We start from the raw sequence: 19,497 nt of genomic DNA on the forward strand, positions 1-19,497 counted from the left end.
ATTATTATTGAAATAACTTATTTATATACCAAAAAAACCACTTAAAAAGTGGCTTCTTTAGTATATTATCAACTCATCATAAAATCATATATTTCTTTAGGTGTCCCTAAAGCCATTAATTCTTGAAACTTAACTGTCTCTTTTAATTCTTGATAAATTTGACTCTCAGAGATATCTCGCTTTTCTGCTTCTTTATTGACTGTCATAATCCCCTCTGTAATCGTAACAAAATGTAGTTCTTCAAAAATTTGAATCATTTTAATTAATAAAATATCAGGAATATGAAGGTAGGAACTGAGCTCTTTTAACTTATAACGAACGTCAAATTCTGGGAATTGATATATTGTTTTATATAAACTAGCAAATTGATCACGTGTACCATAACCAGATATAAAATAATTTTTTGGTATCTCATTTTTAAAATAGATAGCATCAAACTGTTTACCTTGAGTCATTTGTTTTAATTCTTGTGGATGATCGGGAACAGTCAAAAGAATAACTTCTTTGCTCTGCTCTTCTTGAGACAGGATTGGCACTCCATGAGGTAAGCTACTTGCTTTGCTTCTAATATCAAATAATTGTATACCATCTACACGCGCATCCTCCAACATTAATTGTAGGGTTGTGGCACCATTCCATTGATTAACAGATAAAGTGACAGCTAACTCCAAATGTTGTGCTTGTTGAAACTCTTGTAGTTGACTCCCCATATTAAATGCTACCAAATCAAGTGCTTGTCCATCTTGTTCTAGTTTTAATTTCAGATGAGCACCGTTTTGCCCCATGACTCTGGCTTGACTCACTTTAAAATCTTTTAACAAAAAGACTGGTTTTTTATTATCCATTCCAAATGGCGCTAACTTTTCAAAATCTCTAACAGTGTCTAAACTAAGTTCGTCAAAACGTAGCTCACTATCAATTGTCAGAGTTTTTTTCTGACTCATGTCCAATTGTTTTTTAGAGATATAGTCACATAAAACTTGAGAAAGATCACCTACTTTACTTTCCTCTAAAGTCATGCCTGCTGCTCCGCTGTGACCTCCAAAAGCAATGAATAATTCTCGATGCTGGTCAAAAGCTTGAAAAATATCAAGTGCTTCTACACTTCTGGCACTTCCTTTAGCAATACCATCTTCAATATTCAAAACAATAACAGGTTGTCCAGTTCTCTCTAAAATACGACCCGCCACAATACCTAAAACCCCTGGATGCCAATTTTCTTTTGCTAAAACTTGTACAGGCTTTGTTTGATCAAGCATTTGCATAGCTTGGTCAAAGATAGTTTGAACGATTTCTTTGCGCTCTTCATTTTTTTGATCAATCATTTGGGCTATTGCTTGAGATTCTTCATCATCAAACCCTGTTAGTAATTCAATAGCTGGATTAGGGTCATCAAGTCTTCCTAAAGCGTTTAATTGTGGAGCAATTTTAAATCCAATAGTTTCTTCATTTAGTGTTTTTAAATCAATATTTGATAAAGATATTAGCTCCTGTAAGCCTATTCTTTCACTATCTTTCATAACTTCAAGTCCAGCTTTTACCATGATACGATTTTCATCAGTTAGGCTAACCATATCTGCAATCGTCCCAATAGCAACCAAATCCAACATTTCTGTCGGGATTGTTTCTAAGAGAGCACAAGCTACTTTGAAAGCAACACCACACCCTGCTAAATAAGGAAATGGATAATTAGCATCAGGATGTTCTGGGTGAATAATAGCATAAGCACAAGGTAAATCTGCTGGCATACTGTGATGATCAGTAACTACCACGTCCACACCTTGATTTTGAGCATATGTAATTGCTTCATGCCCTGCCACACCATTATCAACCGTAATGATTAATGAAACATCTTGTTGTTCAATAAAATATTTATAAACACTTTGATTTGGACCGTAACCATCTGTAAAGCGATTTGGGAGATAAACCTGGACTTCAGCTCCCATCATATCTAATGCTTCTTTCATGATTGATGCTGATGTCATTCCATCAGCATCATAGTCTCCATAAACTAAAATAGTTTCATTATTTTCAATAGCTCGTCTAATACGATTAACAGCTTTATCCATATCATTTAACAAATAAGGATCATGGAGATTTTCCAAATTAGTTTGTAAAAAATGATGTAATTCCGCTGATGTCTTAATACCTCGCGAATAAATTAAGGAAGCCACCGCTTCACTTATCTTTTCTTTTTTTGAAGCCTCAAAAAAGCCAGCGTCTGGCTTTTGGTTATTGAGGACCCAACTATACTTAGCAGATATCATTTATAATTGAATACCTTTCTGGCAAAATAATCAGCTGTTTTTGGAAATAAACTATAATATTTATGCGCAAAAGCTAATATAAAAGGAAGATTTAATTCTCTCTTATTTTTTCCAAGAATAGAAACTACTTTTTTAGATACTTTTTCTGGTGTTAGAGCAAAACGACCTATACTTGCTAAATAATCACCACTTGGATCAGCCTGAGCAAAAAATCCTGTTTTGATTGGTCCAGGGTTTACACTTGTCACATAAACATTTTTTTCTGCTAATTCTAAACGAAGAGCATTCGAAAATCCAACGACAGCAAACTTACTAGCCCCATAAACGCTAGCTTTACTTGTTGCTATGAGGCCAGCCATGCTTGCAATATTAACGATATGACCAGATTTTACAAGAGACATCTTATGTCCTATCTGACGAGCTATAGACATCGTTGCAAATGTATTCACAGCAAACATGTCTTTGACTTCTTCATCACTATAATCCCAAAATTCTTTAAAAGAACCAAATCCAGCATTATTAATTAAAATATCAATTTGACCAAATTCACCATAAATTTTTTCAATCATATTCGTTACAGCATTGTCATTAGTTATGTCTAGTGATAAACATAAGGTGTTTGGTCTCTTTCCATAAAGCTTTTCAAGTTTTTCTCTTGATCTCCCTGTGACAATTAAATGGTCGTCTTGGGGTAATTGGTTAATAATTGCCTGTGCTAAACCACCAGAAGCTCCTGTAATCAGTATCGTTCTTGCCATTTTATATACCTACTTCTTCCAAATCTCTAACAAGATGGGTATTTGAAAAAATCGTCTTTGCATCTTCTTCCATTTGCCAACAATCTCGCCCCATAAAACGAGCACTAACATGATTTAATAATAGTCGTTTAGCATTTGCTTGTTTAGCGATATCAGCTGCTTGCATATTGGTTGAATGCCCATGCGATTTAGCAATTCGCTCATCACCCTTACCATAAGTAGATTCGTGCACTAAAACGTCAGCGCCCAAAGCTAACCTAATACTTGCATCTGTTTTTCTAGTATCTCCCAAAATAGTGATTACTTTACCCTTTTTCGGTTCAGAAATATAATCTTTAGCAATAATTTCTCTACCATCTTCTAAGGTAACATTCTCACCATTTTTGACTTTCCCAAAAAGGGGACCAAATGGAACACCTGCTAGTTTCAATGCTTCAGCATCTAAAGTGCCCTCAAGGTCTTTTTGCACAACACGATATCCCATACAAAAGATAGTATGATCTAGCTTTTCTGCATAAACGGTAAATTTATCTGTTTCCATAATTTTTCCGAGTGATGATTCATCAAACTCGTGAAAATGGATTCGATAAGGTAAACGTGAACCTGATGTCCTTAAGCCAGTCATAACAAAACTTTTTATACCAACCGGTCCATAAATATCTAAATCTGTCTGTTCTTCATTGGCTTGAAAAGCCCGACTGGATAAAAAACCTGGAAGACCAAAAACATGGTCTCCGTGCATGTGCGTGATAAAAATTTTTTTGACTTTACGAGGTTTAATCGTGGTTTCTAAAATTTGACGCTGTGTACCCTCTCCACAATCAAACATCCAAACCTCGTTAATTTCATCTAATAATTTCAAGACTAAACTTGAAACATTACGAGCTTTCGCTGGTTGACCAGCTCCAGTTCCTAAAAATTGAATTTCCATACTTGTTGACTTTTTTATAATCCTTCCATAACTTAATAAATTTAATTAGTAGATTTAGTATCAATATAAATAACTGACTCACGTCCTTGACTAGAATAATAGTATTTACCTGACTTTGTTTTAACCAACTCTAATAGCTCTTCTTGATTGAAACTAGTTATTTTAATAATATCTTTTTTAAGTTGTAAGACATTCCCTAGTAAACTTGTTTCTGGTGTAATATTTTGAGATTCTGTTTCGTCAAAATCTATTTTTGCCATTCTGATACCAGACCGATCTTGATAGACTTTATATTGAGGAAAAATCTGTGCAATTTCTAAGAGTAACTGCGGTGTAATGACTTCTTTAACTTCAGAAAAAACACTCGCTTCTTCTTGATCATTTAGGTAAGCAAAACCAAATGATTTTCCTGATAAATTCAAACGAATAAAAGGTTTTTCTTCATCAAACGATAAATGTTTTGGAAACAAGCCCAAGGCTTTGGAAAGATCAAAATAGTAATCAGTTGCCGCTTCTGGCCCTTGCTTTTGATATATTTCAGCAAAATAAGCATTAATCACACTAGGAGGTGGAGTGATAAAATCAAGTCGTTGTTGCTTAGAGAGGCCATCTAGTTTTTTCTCTAGATAAACTTTATCTAAGCTCGTAAAACCACCATAAGTCAAAGCCAAATCAATATAATCAATCATAAAATTCTTCCAGCTTCCATTTTTGTTTAGGAGAAATATAGCCTGTAATATTCTCGTATTCTTCTTCAAAGGTGTAGGTGTCAAGCAATGCTATTTTATTGAGATCATAGAGCTTATATGCTTGATTTTGATGCACTCTAATCGAAAATTCGTCAAAGATATGTCGTATTTCATCCACAATAAGACGGCGTAATAAATCCCTACTCCCTTGTTTTTTGGCTGCAATTCTCACATTAGGAAAAGTTGTTGCATTCAGCTGCTCAGTGACATCCATCTTGTTGTATATCGCTAAACGAGGAATATCTATCATATCTAAGTCTTTAAGAATCTCCATAACAACTTTTTCGTGTTCTTCATGATTAGGGTCACTAGCATCAATAACATGAAGTAATAAATCGACATGTCGACTTTCTTCTAAGGTAGACTTGAAAGCCGCAACTAACTCTGTAGGTAAATCTTGAATAAAACCAACAGTATCTGTTAAAGTGACTTGAAATTGATTTTGTAAATAGATCTGCTTGGTTGTAGCGTCTAACGTTGCAAATAATTCACTGGCTTCATATTGCTTATCATCGGTCAAAACATTCATAATAGTTGACTTGCCAGCATTTGTATATCCAATTAATCCAATTTTAAAGGTTGTCGAATCAACACGTCTTTCTCGAACTGTCTCGCGATTTTTTTCTACAATCTTCAATTGTCTTTCGATATCAGAAATTTGATGACGAATGGAACGACGATTCAACTCTAACTGAGATTCTCCTGGACCTCGGCTTCCGATTCCTCCTGCTTGACGACTAAGCATAATACCTTGTCCAACTAAGCGTGGTAACATATATTTCAATTGCGCTAGATGAACCTGTAATTTTCCTTCATGACTTCTAGCACGCATAGCAAAGATATCTAAAATAAGTTGCATACGGTCAATAACTTTAACACCAAGTTCAGCTTCCAAATTAGAGTTTTGTCGCGGAGTCAAACGATTATTAACCACAACGGTATCAATCTCATCTGCTTCTACAATAGCTTTTATCTCCTCTAATTTACCAGATCCGATAAATGATTTACTATCATATTTATCTCTTTTTTGATAATAATGATTAACAACATTTGCTCCTGCTGTCTTAGCTAAGCTAGCAAGTTCTTCCATGGACATTTCAAAATTCTCAGTATCTTGAAGTTCTACCCCAACTAAAATAACACGTTCTTGCTCTTCTTTAGTTTCTATCACCTATAATCTCCTTTCAATATTTTTTTCTTGTTCTAAATACGTAATCTTTATTATAACATAATGCCCTTTAAATGCGAGAAACGGCTTTATTTACTTTGATGATAAAAAATCACTGACTTTTCGCTTGATTTTTTGTTGATAATTTTCCTCACCAACCATAATAAATTCGACATTCATACGGTTTCTAAACCATGTTAATTGGCGTTTTGCAAAACGTCTGGTATTTTGTTTTAGTTTATCAACAGCTTCTTCTAATGGTATTTGCTTTGAAAAGTAAGGAAATAATTCTTTATAGCCAATTCCTCTACTTGCTTGAACACTAGGGTAGTTATCGTATAGCCATTTAGCTTCATCTAAGAGACCATTGTCTATCATCAAATCAACTCGTCTATTGATACGATCATAGAGCACCTGACGATCATCATTCAATCCAATTAATAAAACATCATACGGACTTTCACTATTTTGCAAATCATTCCCAAACTTCGCCAATTCTAATGCACGGATGGCACGTCGACGATTAACTTGCGGTATAACAATGGATTGTTCTGTCAACTTTTCAAATAAATCTTCATCACTTAGAGACTCTAATTTTTCACGATAGGCCTTAAGAGTTTCTTGATTGACTTCGCCTCCTAAATGATAGCCCTCAAACAAACTCTGTAAATATAGGCCAGTACCTCCAACAATAATAGGGATTTTCCCCTTAGAAATAATCGTATCAATAGCTACTTTTGCCTCTTTGACAAAATCATAAACCGAATAATTCTCATTTACTTCACGAACATCAATCAAGTGATGATAAGCTTGTTCTTGCTCTTCTTTACTAGCTTTAGCCGTTCCGATATCTAACTTCTGATAAACTTGCTGACTATCGCCACTAATGATTTCGCCATTGAAAGTTTTAGCTAATTCAATTCCTAATGCTGTCTTCCCAACCGCAGTTGGACCAACAACTGCTATAAGCTTGATTTTTCTCATGATACTTCTCAATTCTATAAAGGTTTTTACTTGAAATTTAACTAGTATTTCGTTACCATAATTATATCATAGATAGAAGCAGAGTCTTCATCATAGATTGGAGAATTATTATGGTTAAAAAATTCGCATTTGCTAAAGGAATAGCAACAGGAGTCGTTGCAACAGCTGCTACTCTTGCAGGTGCTGCATTTGCTATCAAAAAAACAATTATTGAACCTGAGGAAGAAAAAATAGCTTTTATCGAAGAAAATCGTAAAAAAGCTGCACGTAAACGTGTCTCTCATTAAACAATAACTCCCTTACTAGCTAGTAAGGGAGTTATTTTATATTAAATTGTTCGCCTTAAAAAGAAAATATAACGTACCATTACTATCATAACAATAAGAGTTGTTGTCCCAATTTCAAAGTGGACTAGCCCCTGTATATCAACTGGTAATGATAGATGCTGAATACTTAATTTAAGTGAGGTAGCTGAGATAACAAGGGGGAAAGTAAAGGCTGAGAAACCTGGTGTAAAATCACCAATCAGTAATTTAGGCACCTGAAAAAGAATGAAAAAATAAAGAAATTGTGCCATTACGATTAATAGCAATAATAAACCTCTATTTGGTGACACAAAACTATTGACATATCTCGCTGTGATTAGCGACATTGGAGCGCAAATAGTAGTTATATTAGGCTTAACTGCCGAAGGTAGCCCGATTTTATATGCTTTAATGAATAGAAATGGTAATAATACTAAAGTTGCAATAAAACCATACCAAAAAACTATTTTCCCAATAGTGAATTGTCCACTAATTGGTGCTGTCAGGCTAGCTACCCCTATACCAACATAGAGGACAGACCAAGAAGGAAAAAGATTAGCCATCGAAAAGTGTCTCAAATATTTCCATGAAAAAATAGCCATATGAATGATTAACGCAATAAATGACAACCACCATACACCTTTTGACAGAACTGCTACCCATATTCCTAAACTTCTAAATAATAAGATATAGGTCGATAAAATCATACCTGCCATAAAAAAAGTAGTAAAGACAGAAGCAATCAAAGGATTGCTTAACTCCTTCCTGCTTTCTTTTTTATTTTTTAATATTCCTTTGATTAAAAAAATCCAAAAAACAAGTGCTACTAGCCCTAAACAATAGCGAAAATAGGTGCCATATCCCTCTAGAAGGTTCCCCAAAGCTAATAGCCCCAATACTAATCCCGCCATCACTAATGGTGGTTTTTCCCAATTTTTCATCATATACCTCATAAAAAAACGTTTACATCCATTATAACACAATTAGATTTTGCTGATAAGTGATTTTATTAACTTAATGAAAAGAAGCTAGCCCATTGACTAACTTCTTTTTTAAGCTCTTCTAAAGTTTGCTTTTATTTTAAGTGACGATTCCTCTTTAAAGAGAGACCTAGTAGAGCAAGTAGACTTGCTAGAATGCTTATTCCTACTACACTTAGTATTTTTGATGACTTATCTCCAGTTTTTGGCAAATTAGCTTCATTTGTCAGATATGAATCGGTCTTATTAGAAACTACAGGAGTTATTGAGGTCTTATTAGCTATTCTATTTACTTTTTCTACCGTTTTAGATCCCTTGAAAGATTGTGTTTTGGGATAATCTGCTTGCAATTCCTCCTTAGGGCTAGGAGCAACTTTGCCAACTTTAATCACAATTGCTGTTAATGGATCAATCAGCAAACTATCTTTTTCAAAATGAACACCTCTAGGAGTTGAGATTGGTTTAATCCCCGCTTGATCAGCATCAACAATTACTTGCCCTTTTAAAAGGTGTTTATATTTTTCACCTAGTAAAACGTTTCTAGCTTTACTATCAGCATTAACAAATACTGCGTAAATATCGCCTTTAGAATCTATTGTTTGGTAAGCAATAACCAAATCTTTTTCTTTAATATCACCTTGACCTACCTCTGTAATCAAGCTAACCTCACGATCAATTTCTGCTTTGCTCAATTTCCGGAAAGCATCTGTTGAACGCCTTAATGTGATTAAACCTGCTGTATAGGCCTGTGTTTTCGTTGAAATTGGGTGTTTGTTATTATCTGTGGCTGCTGCCCAATCAAAATGATTAATGGCATCTGAAGAATCATATGAATCATGAATAAAATATGGATATTCTTTAACAGCTTCAATAAGTGTTGCTTTATTAGGCAATTTGTCATCTGAAACTTTTGTCATGTAATCAGGGTTAAGTAAACGCTTCGTACGACCATACTCTTGACCAGAATGAATGAATGCTGTCCCTTGAGATGTTAAAATCATTACATTTCCTAAACGCAGACGTCTATGAATCTCTTCTTCAGCTACCTTAGGGTCTTTATTAATTGATTTTGCAATCACATCATGCAAGGTAAGGTTATCATGTGCAGCAATATACTGCACCACATCTCCTGGCGAATCTGCTTCAAAATTCCCAGGTTGTGCTTTGATATTTTTAAAAATACCTTGTAAAGATTGTGGGCCACCTGTGATGAAAGCTGGAGTACCTTCATTTGGAAAACCAGATTTCAAGCTATTACGAATATCATCTGAAAAGACGCCAACTGTATCGGTTGACTTCATCCAATCTTGGTCAGCTGGTTTAACCGGCTTACCTTGATCGCCTTGGAATGTTCTCCAGCCCTCACCAATCATAATCATATTAGGATTAATAGCTTTAGCTTCTTTATAAGCTAATTCAATCGCAGCCGCATCATGATCTCCCATCATATCAAAACGGAAACCATCAACTTTAAATTCACTTGTAAGATATTTAATGGAATCAACCAAAACACGACGACTCATTGCATGAGTGGTTCCTAAACGTCCCCCTCCAAAACTTTCTCTTGGTGAACCATCTTCATTCATAAAGTGATAATAATTAGGTTCTATATCCTCAAAGAGATAAGTTTTTGCAGTGTGATTATAGACGACATCAAGTATAACCCCCATGCCACGTTTATGAATATCATGTATTAATTGTTTTAATTCGGCGATACGTGCTGATGGATCTTTTGGTTTCTCTGAATACATTCCAGAAAGAGCAAAATAGCTCTGTGGGTCATAGCCCCAATTGTAATTATTGTCTGAGGAAGTGTAAGCTGTTGAGCGTGACTTATCCATTTCATTAACATAAAAATAACTCAATACCGGTAAAAGCTGAATGTGTGTAACTCCTAATTTCTGTAAATAATCTAGTTTCTCTGAAAAGGCTGCAAAGGTAACAAATTGATTTTTTAATTTTCCGTCCAAAGATTGATCAGAAGTGAAGTCTCTTACATGTGCTTCGTATATAACAGCATCTTGTCTTCCTTTAAAATTAGCAATTTTAGCAAAACTTAAATTTTGAGGTCCAAGTTGACTTGGATTTACAAAAGCTGCTTTAGCCGTTTTTATATCGTCATTAACAGTATTACTATCCCACTCTGCTAATGACTTTGCATAAGGATCTAAAATCTTAACCTTATCCTTACCTCTTTTTATTTCGTAAAGATAATAGTAACCAGTATAGTTTTTAATACCTAATTTAGTATCAAGTATCGTCTGCCAAACACCTTTATTATTTTTCACAAGGGGGGTAGTCGCTACAACCCTGTTTTGATTATCTTTGTCATAAATAATCATAGTGACACTATCAGCACTCGGTGACCAGAGGCTGGCTTCAACTTTTGAACCATCTTGATTGAGAACTGCACCTAAATTTCCACTATAAGCATAAAGTTGGTCTTTAAATTCCCAAGATTGCCTTGTCGTGACATTGTTACCATTATAAGATATATTGAAATGACCTTGTTTAGGATTAAAGTCGCCTTTGATTATTAAAAGAGATTTACTAGTATCGAGAGTGATATCAGAAATTTGTATAGCATTTTGATTTTTATCTGTCACTTTCAATTCTTTTAAAATTTCAGTTTTATCTACCCCATCTAGAGTTGTAAAACTTGCTTGAATACTTGTTAAATCAGTTTGTTGAGCATCCTTTAGCTGCACTTGATCAATGTAATAAGGATTATTATAAACCTTTGGATCCTTATCTTTTACAAAAATTTGGTTATGGTTAGCTAAATCTCTAAAAACATAGTCGTTGGGTTGAACTTTCACTGCATCTCCTGTCTTACTTTCATCTAAGATTAGAAAACCAATCTCTTTGGCATTAGTTTTCAGTGGTACATCAATATACCTTCCATATAGTCCTTGATTCACAAAATTACTACCATCTGGCCAAGTTGTTGAGGGGGTTGCAACATCTTTAAAGAGCCATGCTGATAAGTGGTCATAGTTACCAGATGAACTCAGATAGTTAATACGGACATACCCTTCTTTGAGGGGCTGATAAGTATGTATACCGTACTTTTCATCAATCCAAACTTGGTTCATCTCAGGTCGTAATAATGGAATATGATGATCGCCGCTTAAATTTGTTCCTGCTTTGTTATTAATTAAAAAAGATATTTGTTTTCGTTGTTTTTCAGATAATTTAAAATCAACATAATAACCGTAATCATCTTTCTTAGCATTAGTCATAGGGATAGCACCATTTGGCCAATTACTAGACGGTTGATCAACATCTCCCCATATCCAAAGCCCAGTGCTTTCTACAGGATGACCTTGAGGCAATTCTTTAAGATGTAACCTAAAGTAACCATTTTCAATCTGTGGAGCTTGATTAGCAACTTTCAAGGTCGGACTTGGAGCACCTATAGCTTGAGAAGTTTTGTCGGGAGTATTTTGCAATGTAGATGGTGCCACTTTTAAATCTAAGGTATTTTTATCTGAAACAGGACCTTTATTTTCTTCAAGCAGGCTTGTCGCCTTATCCGGCTCTGTCACTCCTTTTTGAGTGTCAGTTTCATCTGATACTAATTGCTTGGTATCCGGCATATCTGAGGGTGTCACAACCGTCTCAGAGTTTGAGTTTATGTCATCTTTTAAATTAGTAGATTGTCGGTTGTCAACCTGATTAATATTCGACTTTGCAATCGCTGTAGTTGCAGGAGAAACACTTACTTCTTCAGCAAATACCTGTGGACTATGAAGAAAAATACATACCCCTGTTGCAACTGAAGCTACTCCAACACTTAACTTTCTAATCGTGTATTGAGTTTGTTTATCACCAAATAAGTCTTTTCTTTTCATATCATTCTCCTTTTTTAATGAATTGTTACCAATAAAATCATAACAATTTACGCAAGCGCTTGCAACAAGTAAATGATTTCTTTATTTTTTTGAAATTTTCACTAAAACTATCAATGACATTACAAAAAAGCTAAGCAATATTGCCTAGCTTTTTTATCAAAAATTTCCTCATATCAAATGATTTTCATCAATTTGATAGTCCTTTAGCAGACATTGAAGTCTATCAAATTCATAACAAAAATGTTCAGGAATATGACCGTCAGAGCCTATAGAGTATTGTTTACAACCAAGCTGTTTTAGTATCTCTAAAGCATAGCGATAAAGTTTTTCATTCCCATATAGATAAAGGGATTTGGTATTTAGTTCAAAAGCTAACCCCTTAGATAACATCTTTCTGAAAATGCGCTTCAATTGCGTTTCAAACGGTTTTAAATCTTCTACATCTAAGTTTAACTTACGAAAACCATAATCAAAGTGATCTAAAACGTGCGCTTCCACACGGCCTATGGCAAATTCCATACGATTAAAGTAATCTGCTAAAAGCTCCTTTGTTGGTACTTTCAGTGCTTCTTCTTGCAGATAATCATACCTACCATTATGATGGATTGACAATAGTTTTAAATCAAATTCTTTATTTTTTAAATAATCTAAAATATCTGATTCCCTATCTTTAAAATAACCGATTTCAATTCCTTTTTTAAATCGATTTCCATATTTCTGATTAAGATAATCTATTTTTTGACAATAAGCACTATAATCAGGAACATCGTCTTGACCGGTGTAAGGATTTGATAAATCAAAATGTTCTGTTGTGATAAATTCACCTGTAAAACCATTAATATAGTCCTCAAATGCCGTTTGACAATCATAGGAAAAATGCGTGTGTAGATGATTATCTCTCATACTAACTCCTATCCTTAATCTTTTAAAATATCTGCTACTATCTTTTGTAAATCAACGATTAGATCTTTTTCAAACCATGGATTCTTCTTTAGCCAAATTTGATTTCGCGGTGATGGGTGAACCAGGGGTAAATAATCGGGTAGATAGTCTTTGTAAGATTTAACTGTTTCTGTTAGATTTTTATGTGCAGAGCTTCCAAGATAATATTTCTGAGCATATTGACCAACTAGCAAGGTCAATTGAACATTAGGCATTTCTTTTAAAATAAGAGGGTGCCATTTCTCCGCAAAACCTTTTCTAGGGGGTAAATCTCCTGATTTTCCTTTGCCTGGGTAATAAAAATCTAAAGGCAAAACAGCAAATTTTCCAGAATGGTAAAATGTCTCTTCATCAACTCCAAGCCACTGGCGTAGACGATCTCCAGATTTATCTTTCCAATAGAGTCTTGCTTCTTGAGTTTTTAAACCAGGTGCTTGGCCAACAATATTGATCCTAGCTGTTTTAGGAGCAGCAAACAAAGGATCAATACCATTTTCTGTATAATTTTGATTCTGTGAATCACTTTTTATTGCTTTAATAATTTTTTCCAAGTCAGTCATAAAGTCTCCAAATCTAACCTTATGAAAAGAGGCAAAGACACTTTCATGTATTCACCACCCTTTATCATTGATCACATATTTAGTTTAAGGATTATTTTATTTGATTAATTCATAGATAGCTTCTGCGTAGATAGCAGCCGAACGGAAAATATTTTCTAAAGGCATGTACTCATTAGCTTGATGCATAGTGTTTTCATCTCCTGGGAACATGGCACCGTATGCAACACCCCGTTCAAGTAAGCGACCAAATGTCCCACCACCAATAACCTGTTCATGTCCTTTAAGACCAGTTTGCTTTTCATAGACAGCTAGTAAGGTTGATACTAATTCATCGTCCATAGGTACATAGTGTGGTGTGTGTTCATGGTTAGAAAGAGTCACTTTTTCAACTCCGTTAAGTTTCTCAAGCTTAGTTTGGATAGTTTTAGCATCTGTCCCTTGTGGGTAACGGAAATTAAGAGCGATAGTATTATCATCATTAGTTTCATCAAACTGGAAGACACCTGCATTCATGCTCAACGATCCCATACAGTCATCTTCATAAGCTACTCCAAGTTTTTCACCTGAGAAGTCTTCGTGAATAATGTTGGCTGTGACATCTAAGAAAGCACGAGCAGGACCTTCAAAATCAAATTGACTTAGATAAAGAGCTAAATAAGTCGCCCCATTAACACCTTCTTGTGGTATTGAACCATGAGCAGATTTACCATAAACTGTAGCTATATACTGCCCATCTTCTACAGATAATTCTGTTTTCAAATTATGTTTACCTGCAAAATCAGCTAGACTAGCTCCAAGTGTTGTCTGATCTAAATGACTTGTGAAACGTGCTGTGGCTGATTCTGGAACCATGTTTTCGCGAAGTCCGCCAGAAAAGCTATGCAGTCTAACAGCTCCCTTATTTTCTCCTGAAAAATGTAAATATTCAGTGATATTACCTTTTTCACCATTTATAATTGGAAATTCTGCATCTGGAGAGAAACCAAAATCAGGTTTTGGAAGACCAACATGTTCGAAGTAGTAATCCATATCTCCCCATCCAGATTCTTCATCAGTTCCTACAACAAAACGAACTTTCTTAGATGTTGGTAGCCCAAGCTCTTTAATAATTTTTAGAGCATAATAACATGCCATTGTTGGTCCCTTATCGTCTGATGACCCTCGAGCATATAAACGGTTATCCTTGATAACTGGTTCATAAGGGTCTGTATCCCAACCGCTGCCTGCAGGAACAACATCTAAATGCCCAAAAATACCTAGTTCTTCTTCGCCTTGACCAAATGTAAAGTGTCCCGCATAATTATCTACGTTTTTTGTTTCGTAGCCATCTCGCTCAGCCATCTCAAGGAAAAATTCCAAGGCTTTTACAGGTCCAGGACCAAATGGATGCTCTGCATCAGCTTGTGAATCATCACGCTCCGAGTTAATACGAAGAAGATTTATTAAATCGTCCATCAAAGCGTCTTTGCGTTTGTCTACTTCTGCTCTAAAATCAATTGTCATTACGGCAACTCCTTCTATAAAATATTATGTAGTTTGTGCTTAAAAATTAACGTTTTTCAATAATATGATCAACTGGCAAACGATAACTAGGCTCAACCTTTTCATCACTATAACCAACAGTAATTAATATTTCTGGTCTAAAACGTTTATCTATCTCTAAGACATCATTGGTAATCGCTTTATCGAACCCTAAAATCATATTAGAACTAATACCTTGATCTGTCAAGGCAAGTACTAAATTCATAGCAACGATACCTGCATTTAAAGAGAGATACTCTCCAGTTTGTTTTTCACTATATAAAGCATAGCGTGGTGGTAGAGTTTCCATATAATAACCAATTAAATCATCAGGAAGAGATCTACGACCAATACGAGCTATTTTCCGTGATCTCTGTCCTAAATCTGTATCTGTAAATAAAGCAATAACATACTGCGCTTGATTAATTTGGTTACAATTACTTTCCGGTAAACCTTCTGCTAGAGCAGATTTTTTTTCTTGGACAACAACAAACTTCCAAGGCTGAATATTATTAGCAGATGGCGCTAATGTCGCAATTTCAATAGCAGTTCTAACATCTTTAAAGTCGACTGGCTTATCATTAAAATGTTTCACAGCATGGCGCTTCTTATTTAATTCTAGAAATTTCATAAAAAACCTCCTATTCTATTTGATTTTCCCTACTATTCTATCACTTTTTAAAATACGTTTCAGCTTTTGAAGGCAAAATTGATAAAAAAGTGAAACCGGTTTGAAAACTACCATAAAAACAAACAAACTTGTGGTACAATATCTAATGACTATAAAAAAGGAGCTATTCATGCTACGAGCATTAAAAGAAGATTTTTTTCTAACCTTAACCTCTTTAAAAAATCAATTTTGGGTTTACATTGGAACTGGTATCTTAATCCAAACTTTAGTTGCTTATTTAGTAAAAGGAATTCTGAGTTTTATCTTTCGTCGGATATTGATATTATCAAATACTCCCGCAGTGACTAAAGACAATTGGACTTTGCTTTTTAATCATCCCTTAGCTTTATTACTCTTTATACTTTATATCGTAATCCTAATTGGGTTCATCTATACTGAGTTCACTATCTATACTATTGCCATACTGAAAACTGAATTTTCTCTCAGTATCAAAAAATGGCTAACAATCTTTCCTAAAAAAATAAAATCACTTTTAGGACCACAGCTAATTTGGGTATCAATCTACTTACTTTTGACAATTCCTCTAGCTAACCTTGGTCTAAGGTCAAGTATACTAGAGCATCTTAAAATTCCTGACTTTATTTCTGGCGAGTTAACAAAGACAGTCTTTGGAAAGATAGGTTACTCTACCCTTTTACTGCTTATTTGTTACTTAAACCTTCGATTAATTTATTTTCTCCCGCTGACCATTTTAACTGACTACAATGCTAAAGAAGCACTTTTAGAGAGTTGGAAATTTAGCCGCGGAAAGCGTCAGTGGCGTCTTCTAAGTAAAATTATTTTAACCAGTTTATTTATATCTGTAATCGGAACAGTTGCACTAGCTGTTGTTGCTGGTACACTTTCATTCATTGATCATTCTGGAAACAATTTTCCTCTTCAAGCCACTTTCTATAACCTTTTAAAATCAATACTTTTTGCCGTAACACTTCTTATTAAATGTTTAATCATAAGTCACCTATTAGCAGATATTAAACAAAATAAAAGTATTGTTCAACAATGGAGAGCTTGGAAAGGCGTCCACCATAAGCAAAAATTTAAACACATTGCTTGTGTTATTCTAGCTCTAGCTATTGGTACCACTGCCTTAAAAAATGCTATAGCTCTGGCTCTCTTACAAGATAACATTTCAATTAAAAAAGAATTAATAGCCCATCGTGGTGATACATCACATGGCGTTGAAAATTCTATTGAAGCATTAAAAGTAGCCCATAAAGCAAAAGCAGATTATTCAGAGATGGATGTTATCATGACAAAAGATCATAAATTAGTAGTCATTCATGATGATAATCTCAAACGACTCTCTGGTATGAACAAAGATGTTTCTAAACTAACTTTAGATCAAGTTACAAAAATCCCAATTCACCAAGGGCATTTTGCTAGTTACATTCCATCATTTGCAGAATTTATGAAGACCGCTCAGTCACTAGATCAAAAAATCATGATTGAATTGAAACCGTATAATCAAAACCTCGATATCTATGCGGATGAATTTATCAAAGAATTTAAAGAGCTTCGTCTATCAACCAAGCATAAAGTAATGTCTCTCAACTTGACACTCATTGAAAAGGTTGAGAAAAAATTGCCACAACTTGATACAGGTTACCTAATCCCACTACATTGGGGAACGCTTCAAAATCATAACGTTGACTTTTATGGGATTGAGGAATTTTCATACAATGATTGGATTGCATATCTCGCCCAAGAATATAATAAACAGCTCTATGTTTGGACTATTAACCGTGATAACCTTATGATACGTTATTTACAAAGCCCAGTTAATGGAATCATCACAGATAAACTCAATCTTTTCAAGGTCATTAATAAAGATATCAAAAATAGCCCTAATTATTATCAAAGAGCTCTCCAACTTATTGATAGCGAGGGTTAAATTAAATAAAAAGCTTAGTAGATACTGTTCTACTAAGTTTTTTATTTAGGAGGATCATTAAGAGAATCTCGGAGACTTTCTGCAACTGTCCTAGGAATACCACACATAATAATGTCCTCAATATCAGCTTTTTGGATATTAGGTAAGCTTTTAAAATGTTTCATTAGCAATTGTTTACGTTTTGGTCCCAACCCAGTGATACCATCTAATTTTGAAGAAAAGGAATTTTTGGAGCGTAATTGACGATGAAAAGTAATAGCAAAACGATGTACCTCATCTTGAATACGGTGAAGTAAGAAAAATTCTTCTGAATTACGCGGTAATTCTACTACTTCTAAAGGATCTCCAAAAAGTAATTCATGTGTTTGGTGTTTATCATTCTTTTGCAAACCTGCAATAGGTATGGCTAAACCTAATTGGTTCTCAATAACATCACGCGCTATATTTACTTGCCCCTGACCACCATCAATTACAATCAAGTCCGGAGGTGTCAAGCCATCTTTTAAAACCCTACTATAACGCCGATGAATGACTTCTCTCATACTAGCATAATCATCTGGTCCGATAACAGTCTTAATTTTAAACTTTCGATAGTCTTTTTTACTTGGCTTTCCATTCACAAATACCACCATAGCAGCTACTGGACTTGTCCCTTGAATATTGGAATTATCAAATGCTTCTATGCGTACTGGTTTAGGGATATTAAGAAGATTACCTAAATTTTCAATTGCCCCATGAGTTTTACGAATATCTTTTTCCAGTAAGTCAAACTTCTGTTGTAAACTGACACGAGCATTTTTTATTGCCAGATTTACTAACTGTTTCTTTTCACCACGTTGTGGTTTAACAATCTTACAGCCTACAATTGTTTCAACCGACTTAGCATCAATATCCTGTGGAATAAAGACTTCTTTGGGTAGAAAATGTTTTGTATCTTGATAAAATTGCCCTATGTAAGTTAGAAAATCTTCCTCTGGTTCATTATAATAAGGAAACATATTCACGTCACGCTGAATCAATTTTCCATTTCGAACAAAAAAGACCTGTACACACATCCAACCCTTATTAACGAAATAACCAAAAACATCTCTATCCTTCATATCTTGATGAATAACACGCTGCTTAGTACGCAACAAACTAATTGCTTCGATCAAATCTCGATATTCAGCCGCACGCTCAAATTCCATAGTCATAGCAGCGCTCTTCATTTTTTCAGTTAATCCGTTAACAATTTTATTATCTTTACCATTAAGAAACTGTTTTACATCTTCTCTCAGACTATCCCAATAAGCTTTATTAGTTTGACAAACTGTATGTGCATTGCATTGCCCTAAATGATAATAAAAGCATACTTTATTTGCTGGATTAGTACATTTCTTAAAAGGAAAGAGCCTATCTAGTAACCGCTTAATCTCAGTTGCTGCCCCAGAATCCGGATAAGGTCCAAAATAAGTGCCATCTGATTTTTTTACTTGACGTGTAATCATAAGACGAGGATAACGTTCATTTGTTATTTTGATATATGGGTAAGACTTATCATCTTTCAATCGAATATTATACTTCGGCATATTTTCTTGGATTAAATTAATTTCCAATAATAGAGCTTCGGTATTAGATGTTGTCACAATGTATTCAAAGTCTTCAATCTCAGAGACCAAAAGTTCTGTCTTAGTATTATGACTCCCATGAAAATAACTTTTCACACGATTCTTAAGATTTTTAGCCTTACCTACATAAATAATTGTCCCATTCTTATCTTTATGAAGGTAACAACCAGGACTGTCTGGTAACAATTCTAGCTTATGTTTAATCAGTTCATTCATAGAACTATTATAACAAAATGTACTGTAATCTTTACGAAATAAATACTATTCCCCAACATCTATTGTATCTTCC

The 19,497-nt window shown here is 34.5% G+C and carries 15 protein-coding genes; 2 read left to right on the plus strand and 13 right to left on the minus strand.

All coding sequences use genetic code 11. The features are described from left to right. Positions 1-68 precede the first annotated feature (68 nt). The 6 genes from recJ to miaA form a co-directional block, all read right to left on the minus strand. Positions 69-2,267, minus strand: coding sequence for a single-stranded-DNA-specific exonuclease RecJ (gene recJ / locus EGX96_RS00420; protein ID WP_000622237.1), 2,199 nt, complete (start codon positions 2,265-2,267; stop codon positions 69-71). Next, positions 2,264-3,025 (minus strand): SDR family NAD(P)-dependent oxidoreductase, encoded by a 762-nt coding sequence (locus EGX96_RS00425; protein ID WP_000124583.1) that lies wholly within the window; start codon positions 3,023-3,025, stop codon positions 2,264-2,266. Before EGX96_RS00425 ends, recJ begins: the two co-directional genes overlap by 4 nt. A gap of 1 nt (position 3,026) precedes the next feature. Continuing rightward, positions 3,027-3,956: a ribonuclease Z gene (rnz, locus tag EGX96_RS00430; protein WP_000405388.1), complete on the minus strand. Its 930-nt coding sequence runs from the start codon at positions 3,954-3,956 to the stop codon at positions 3,027-3,029. A 41-nt stretch (positions 3,957-3,997) separates the two neighbouring features. Beyond that, entirely contained in the window at positions 3,998-4,645 is a 648-nt protein-coding gene (locus EGX96_RS00435) for a cystathionine beta-lyase (RefSeq protein WP_000568321.1), read from the minus strand. Continuing rightward, entirely contained in the window at positions 4,638-5,876 is a 1,239-nt protein-coding gene (gene hflX, locus EGX96_RS00440) for a GTPase HflX (RefSeq protein WP_000573352.1), read from the minus strand. Before hflX ends, EGX96_RS00435 begins: the two co-directional genes overlap by 8 nt. A gap of 90 nt (positions 5,877-5,966) precedes the next feature. Beyond that, on the minus strand, positions 5,967-6,857 hold the full coding sequence (gene miaA / locus EGX96_RS00445; RefSeq protein ID WP_001226480.1) for a tRNA (adenosine(37)-N6)-dimethylallyltransferase MiaA: 891 nt from the start codon (positions 6,855-6,857) through the stop codon (positions 5,967-5,969). Between the two features lie 110 nt (positions 6,858-6,967). On the opposite strand from miaA, the gene EGX96_RS00450 reads away from it, so the two are divergent. After that, positions 6,968-7,144, plus strand: coding sequence for a DUF3042 family protein (locus tag EGX96_RS00450; RefSeq protein WP_000239229.1), 177 nt, complete (start codon positions 6,968-6,970; stop codon positions 7,142-7,144). A 41-nt stretch (positions 7,145-7,185) separates the two neighbouring features. Here EGX96_RS00450 and EGX96_RS00455 read toward each other — a convergent pair whose 3' ends face one another. From EGX96_RS00455 to EGX96_RS00480, 6 genes are all read right to left on the minus strand, one after another. After that, positions 7,186-8,103, minus strand: a complete 918-nt coding sequence (locus EGX96_RS00455; protein WP_000800363.1) for a TDT family transporter — start codon at positions 8,101-8,103, stop codon at positions 7,186-7,188. A gap of 134 nt (positions 8,104-8,237) precedes the next feature. Beyond that, positions 8,238-11,996 (minus strand): pullulanase, encoded by a 3,759-nt coding sequence (locus tag EGX96_RS00460; RefSeq protein WP_000823032.1) that lies wholly within the window; start codon positions 11,994-11,996, stop codon positions 8,238-8,240. Positions 11,997-12,164: 168 nt separating this feature from the next. After that, a complete protein-coding gene (locus EGX96_RS00465) occupies positions 12,165-12,899 on the minus strand; it encodes a PHP domain-containing protein (RefSeq protein ID WP_001205490.1) in 735 nt (244 codons plus the stop codon). Between the two features lie 14 nt (positions 12,900-12,913). After that, positions 12,914-13,498 carry a uracil-DNA glycosylase family protein gene (locus tag EGX96_RS00470; RefSeq protein ID WP_000130594.1) on the minus strand — a complete coding sequence of 195 codons (585 nt, stop codon included), beginning with the start codon at positions 13,496-13,498 and terminating at the stop codon, positions 12,914-12,916. Between the two features lie 96 nt (positions 13,499-13,594). Beyond that, on the minus strand, positions 13,595-15,001 hold the full coding sequence (pepV, locus tag EGX96_RS00475) for a dipeptidase PepV (protein ID WP_123957803.1): 1,407 nt from the start codon (positions 14,999-15,001) through the stop codon (positions 13,595-13,597). 46 nt (positions 15,002-15,047) lie between these two features. Continuing rightward, the gene (locus EGX96_RS00480; protein WP_000670189.1) at positions 15,048-15,650 is read right to left on the minus strand and encodes a nitroreductase family protein; all 603 of its coding nucleotides are present in this window, start codon (positions 15,648-15,650) and stop codon (positions 15,048-15,050) included. 169 nt (positions 15,651-15,819) lie between these two features. On the opposite strand from EGX96_RS00480, the gene EGX96_RS00485 reads away from it, so the two are divergent. Further along, positions 15,820-17,601: a glycerophosphodiester phosphodiesterase gene (locus tag EGX96_RS00485; RefSeq protein WP_000942626.1), complete on the plus strand. Its 1,782-nt coding sequence runs from the start codon at positions 15,820-15,822 to the stop codon at positions 17,599-17,601. A 41-nt stretch (positions 17,602-17,642) separates the two neighbouring features. Here EGX96_RS00485 and uvrC read toward each other — a convergent pair whose 3' ends face one another. Beyond that, the gene (gene uvrC / locus EGX96_RS00490) at positions 17,643-19,424 is read right to left on the minus strand and encodes an excinuclease ABC subunit UvrC (RefSeq protein WP_001003958.1); all 1,782 of its coding nucleotides are present in this window, start codon (positions 19,422-19,424) and stop codon (positions 17,643-17,645) included. Positions 19,425-19,497: the final 73 nt, after the last annotated feature.

The sequence above is a fragment of the Streptococcus sp. FDAARGOS_520 genome (assembly GCF_003812685.1).
Taxonomy (GTDB): domain Bacteria; phylum Bacillota; class Bacilli; order Lactobacillales; family Streptococcaceae; genus Streptococcus; species Streptococcus agalactiae.